Below are 5,438 nucleotides of genomic sequence, written 5' to 3'. Positions count from 1 at the left end.
CACCACCTTGACCCCGGGGTAGTGCGCCACCTGCGACTCCAGCGCCTGCGAGTGCTGCGCGCCCAGCTGCAGCGCCGCCCCACTGGGACCGCGGAAGGTGATGGGGATGTTGAACTGGCCGCCGCTCATGCTGCGCATCTTGCTGGCGGCGTTGAAGATCTGGTCGAACGCCAGGATCGCGAAGTTCCACGTCATGAACTCGATCACCGGCCGGATCCCCGTCATCGCGGCCCCGACGCCCAGCCCCGCGAACCCGAGCTCGGTGATCGGCGTGTCCACCACGCGCAGCTCGCCGAACTGCTCCAGCAAGCCCTTCGATACCTTGTAAGCGCCATTGTACACACCGACTTCCTCGCCCATCAGGAAGACGTCGGGGTCGCGCTGCATCTCTTCAGCGAGCGCCTGATTGAGCGCTTCGCGATAGGTAATGACCGCCATCTTCAGCGATTCCTCATGTCGAAGTACAGGCGTCCGTTGACGTTCTCTTCGGCGTAGATCTCGGTGTAAAGCTCGTCGACCGCGGGCTCCGGGGACTTCTCGGCGAAGTCGGCGGCTTCCTCGGAGATCTGCTTGACCTCGGCGTCCATCTTCTCCAACTCCTCCTGCGACAGGATGCCGGTGCGCGAGAGGAGGTCGGCGAAGATGCGGATGGGGTCCTTGGCCTTCTCGCGCTCCACGTCTTCCTTGGTGCGGTAGACGCCGGAGACGGGGTCGGACATGGAGTGGCCCACGAAGCGGTAGGTGCGGGCCTCGATGAGCGTGGGGCCCTCGCCGGCGCGGGCGCGGTCGTGGGCTTCCTTGGCCACGCGGTACATGTCCAGCACGTCCATGCCGTCCGCCACGGCGGAGTTCATGGCGTAGGCGGTCGCCTTCTGCGAGATGTCGTAGAGCGACGAAGCGCGCTCCCAGGCCGTCCCCATCCCGAAGCGGTTGTTCTCCACGATCGTCACCAGCGGCAGCTTCCAGAGCGCGGCCATGTTCAGCGACTCGTGGAAGGCGCCCTGGTTGACGGCCGCCTCACCCAGGTACACCTGCATGACGCGGTCTTCCTGGCGGTACTTGATCTTCCACGCCACCCCAAGCGCCAGCGGCACCTGCCCGCCCACGATGCCATGGCCGCCCAGGTAGTTGTGCTCGGCGCTGAACATGTGCATGGAGCCGCCCTTCCCCTTGCTGCAGCCGTCGGCGCGCCCGTACAGCTCGGCCATCACGGCGCCGGGGGTGATGCCGCACTGCAGCGCGTGGACGTGCTCGCGATAGGCCGTCATCACGTAGTCGTCCTTGCGCAGCGCGTGGATGGCGCCCACGGCCACCGCTTCCTGCCCGATGTACAGGTGGCAGAAGCCGCCGATCTTGCCCAGGGCGTAGCTTTCCGCCGTCTTCTCCTCGAAGCGGCGGCCCAGGAGCATGTCCCACATCATCTTGCGGAGCTGCTCGGGCTCCAGGCCCTGCATGCGCTCTTCGTCGCTCAGCTCCGGCTTCGCGGACTGCTGCCAGGCGCGGTCCGGCCCGGGCTCGCCATTCGGGGCCGTCTGCGCCTCGGCCGCTTCGGAGGCGGGTGCCGCCTGGTCTTCGCGCGGCGCGGGGGCGGTCTTGGTCTTCGTCTCAGGCATCGTTTCTATCTCGCGAACCGTTCGGATGTCCGGGTTCGTAAGGGGGCATCAGGCTCCGCGCCGCGCGGGCGGGAGCACGTCCTGGTAAATCTCGGCCATCGCCAGCGTGCAGCCGAGCGACTCCAGCCGGACTTCGTCCTCCATCCGCTGGTACACCGTGCAGCTCCAGCTCTCGTCCTCTTCGCGGCGGTACAGCTCCACGCGCGGCTCCTTCTGCACCACGAACAGGTACTCGCGCAGCGACGGGATCAGCCTGTAGCCATCCTTCTTCTTCCCGCGATCGTGCCGCTCCGTGGACGGCGACAGCACCTCGACCACCAGGGTCGGGTTGAGTAGCACGTCCTGGCGGTCGTCCAGGTAGCGCCACTCTCCGCAAACGGCGGTGACGTCCGGATACACCGTCTTTTGCGAGGCGTCGAACTGTACGCGCATGTCGCTCGTGTGCAGCCGGCAGCCACGCCCACGCAGCGCCACGTAGAGCGACCCGAAGATGTTCCCGGTGATGAGGTCGTGCGGCGCGGGCGCGCCCGACATCGCAACGATCTCGCCGTCCCAGTACTCGCTCTTGTACGCGGCGGCCCGCTCGCGGGCGAGGTACTCTTCCGGAGTGACCAGCGTCGCGGTGCTCACTTCACTGCCGGGTCTGAAACGCGTACTTGTAAACGTCCGCCAACCGCAACTCGCAACCGATGGACTCGAGAATCAGGACGTCATCCAGGGACTGGAGGACCGTGCACCCCCACTGCCCATCGGGTTCCCTCCGGTAGAGTTCGGCTCGGACCCGGTTCTGCGCCAGGAGCAGATACTCACGCATCGTCGGCACGGCGCGGTAGGCCTCTGCCTTCTCGCCCCGGTCCTTTTTCTCCGTGGAAGGAGAGAGCACCTCCACCACGAGCGTGGGATTCGTCAGCAGGCGCCCATCCTGGAGATCGGCACCCCCGCACGACACCACGATGTCCGGGTAGACGAACCAGTCTTCCGCCAGCCGCACCATGCAGTCGTTGAAAAACATTTCACAGCGCCCGCCTTCCACCTGCGGGCCGAGGGCGAGCACCATGCTGCGGACAATGCGCAGGTGGGCACCGGTGGCGCCCACCATCGCAACGACTTCGCCGCCGTGGTACTCGCTCTTGTACTCGGCGGCCCGCTCGCGCACGAGGTATTCCTCAGGCGAGACGGGCGGAGCATACGTCGTGCTCATGCGCGATCCTCGTCGTTGAGGGCGGCTACAGGCTCCCGAGCTGCACGAGCGCAGGGGCGGGGCGCACCGGAGGGGCACCGATGGCGCGGAGGGCGGCTTCCGCGGGGTCGATGACAACGGCGGAGTCCACGTCGGCCTCCAGGATCTCGGTGATGGTGCCGGGGCCCTGCGCCTCGATGGTGCGCGCCTGCTCCTTGGCGTGGTACGACGAGCGCACCAGCGGCCCGCTCTCCACGTGCCCGAAGCCCAGCTCCCGCTCGCCGATCTCCTTCCACTGGCGGAACTCGTCGGGCGTCACCCAGCGGTCGAGCGGAACGTGGTGCTGCGAGGGGCGCAGGTACTGCCCCAGCGTCAGCACGTCCACCGACGCGTCGCGCAGGTCGCGCATCGACGTGTAGATCTCCTCCTCCGTCTCGCCCATCCCCAGGATGATGGCGCTCTTGGTGAGCTGCCGCGGGTTCATGCGCTTGACGGCGCCCAGCATGGAGATGGAGCGCCAGTAGCGCCCGCCCGGCCGCAGGTGCTTCGACAGCCGTTCCACCGTGTCGATGTTGTGCGCCAGGATCTCGGGCCCGGCGTCGACCACGATGCGCAGCGCGGTCTCGTTCCCCTTGAAGTCGGGGACGAGCACCTCGACGGTACACCCCGGCTGGCGCGCGTGGATCTGGCGGATTACCTCCGCGTAGATCTCGGCGCCGCCGTTCTTGAGCTCGTCGCGGTTCACCGAGGTGACGACGGCGTGCTCCAGCCCCATCGTCACCACGGAGTCGGCGACGCGGCGGGGCTCGTCCTGGTCCAGCTCGGTGGGGAGGCCGTGGGCGACCGCGCAGTACTTGCAGGCGCGGGTGCAGACGTCTCCCAGGATCATGAAGGTGGCGGTGCCGCTCTCCCAGCACTCGCCGATGTTGGGGCAGTGGGCCTCCTCGCACACGGTGTGGAGGCCCTGGTCGCGCATGAGCTGCTTGAGGCGCAGGTAGTTGGGGCTTCCCGGCGCGCGGACCTTGAGCCACTCGGGCTTGCGCGCGCGGTGCTCCAGCGGCTGCTGTCCCTCAAGCAGGGGAACGTTGACCGTCCCCTTGCTCTTTACGACCCCGTTGTCCTTGCCCTGCGGCGCGTACCCGCGGGTTCCCTGCTGGGGTGCTTCGACGCTCATCTATCCCTCTCGCCCTTCGCGTTTTGCGCTCTCTCGTCATGCGAGGCCGGGCGACGCGCGCCCAAGCCCCCAATTGTACCCCGCTGTGCCGATTTGGGCAAACCGCGAAAGAAAGTGCGTGAGTGCGTTAGTGCGTGAGTGCGCTCGAAGCGGCGCCTTGTCATCCTGAGGGAGCCGCCCCGTCCGACGCCCGCGGCACACCGCCCTCACGGCGGCGACTGAAGGATCTAGCCCGCGCGGCAGGAGGACGGTGTGCGGTGACGGGGCCCTCGGTACGCGCAGTAGATCCTTCGCTCCACGCCACAGGTCGGGGCCCGGGCGACGATGGAGACGCGCGTCACTCAGGATGACAGATGGAGGTGACGCGCGCACTCACGCACTAACGCACTAACGCACTCACGCACTCACGCACTTCCTTCACCCGCCATTCCCCTCCCCAAGCCCATGCTCGCGAAGCTTCCGGGCCAGCGTGGGCCGCGAGATGTCGAGAATGCGGGCGGCGGCGCTGCGGTTGCCGCGGGTGAGGCCCAGCGTGAGCGCCACGGCCTCGCCCTCGACGCGCTCCAGCGTCTTGCCCTCGGCGGGGATGTGGATGACGGCGGCCGGGGGGGACGACGTGTTGGAGAGCCCCGAGCGCGCGGTGCGGTGCAGGACGATCAGGTGTTCGGCGCGGATCACCTCGTCGCCGGCGAGCTGGGCGGCGCGCTCCACCACGTGCCTCAGCTCGCGCACGTTGCCCGGCCAGGGGTGCGCCTCCAGCGCGGCAAGGGCCTCGTCGTCCAGCGTCATCTCCATTCCGCGCTCGGCGGCGGGGCCACGCAGGAAGAGCTCGGCCAGGATGCGGATGTCGCCGGGACGGTCGCGCAACGGGGGGAGGTCCACGCGCGCGGGGGAGAGAGCGGCCAGCAGCTCGGGGTCCAGCGTCCCGGCTTCCAGCGACACCTCCGGCGGGGCGGAGGCGGCCACGATCACGCGGCACTGCACCCGCACGGGCGAGTCGCCGCCCTCACGTACGATGGTGCGCTCGCGGATGGCGGCGGCCAGGCGTTGCTGGAGCGGAAGGGGGAGGCGCGTGACGTCGGATACGAACAGCGTGCCGGCGCCCGCCAGCTCGATGAGGCCGCGCCGCGGGGGCGGCGCGTCGGCCATGAGCGACGGGTGGGTGCCAAAGAGCTCCGCCGCGAGGAGAGGCTCGGGAACGGCGGCGCAGTCGAAGGGGAGAAAGGGATCGTACGGCGCCGCGGAGTAGTGGATGCCGCGCGCCAGCAGCTCCTTACCCGTGCCCGCCTCCCCCGCCAGGATCACCCCCGACGCCCCGGACGCCACCGCCGCGCAGGCTCGCTCCACCGCGTCCCGCATCGGTGGGCTTTCTCCCACGATGGCCTGGCCGCCGAGGGCCAGGAGCCCGTCCGTGCTTTCCGTTTCGCCGTCGCTCATCGCCCCTCGTGCCGGTGTTCCGTGCGGGTCGCCG

The 5,438-nt window shown here is 68.8% G+C and carries 6 protein-coding genes; all 6 read right to left on the bottom strand.

Annotated elements, in window-relative coordinates; translation table 11 throughout:
• A partial coding sequence (locus VF647_09005; protein ID HEX8452220.1) for a hypothetical protein occupies positions 1-438 on the bottom strand: 438 nt, incomplete at its 3' end.
• Positions 439-440: 2 nt separating this feature from the next.
• Entirely contained in the window at positions 441-1,613 is a 1,173-nt protein-coding gene (gene pdhA, locus VF647_09000; GenBank protein ID HEX8452219.1) for a pyruvate dehydrogenase (acetyl-transferring) E1 component subunit alpha, read from the bottom strand.
• A gap of 48 nt (positions 1,614-1,661) precedes the next feature.
• Positions 1,662-2,243 (bottom strand): Uma2 family endonuclease, encoded by a 582-nt coding sequence (locus VF647_08995; GenBank protein HEX8452218.1) that lies wholly within the window; start codon positions 2,241-2,243, stop codon positions 1,662-1,664.
• A 1-nt stretch (position 2,244) separates the two neighbouring features.
• Positions 2,245-2,814, bottom strand: coding sequence for a Uma2 family endonuclease (locus VF647_08990; protein HEX8452217.1), 570 nt, complete (start codon positions 2,812-2,814; stop codon positions 2,245-2,247).
• A 25-nt stretch (positions 2,815-2,839) separates the two neighbouring features.
• A complete protein-coding gene (gene lipA, locus VF647_08985; GenBank protein ID HEX8452216.1) occupies positions 2,840-3,967 on the bottom strand; it encodes a lipoyl synthase in 1,128 nt (375 codons plus the stop codon).
• A gap of 417 nt (positions 3,968-4,384) precedes the next feature.
• A partial coding sequence (locus VF647_08980; protein HEX8452215.1) for a sigma 54-interacting transcriptional regulator occupies positions 4,385-5,438 on the bottom strand: 1,054 nt, incomplete at its 5' end.

Source organism: Longimicrobium sp., assembly GCA_036387335.1.
Taxonomy (GTDB): domain Bacteria; phylum Gemmatimonadota; class Gemmatimonadetes; order Longimicrobiales; family Longimicrobiaceae; genus Longimicrobium.
The sequence above is the reverse complement of the archived record's forward strand: the minus strand, read 5'-3'. Positions and strand labels throughout refer to the sequence as shown.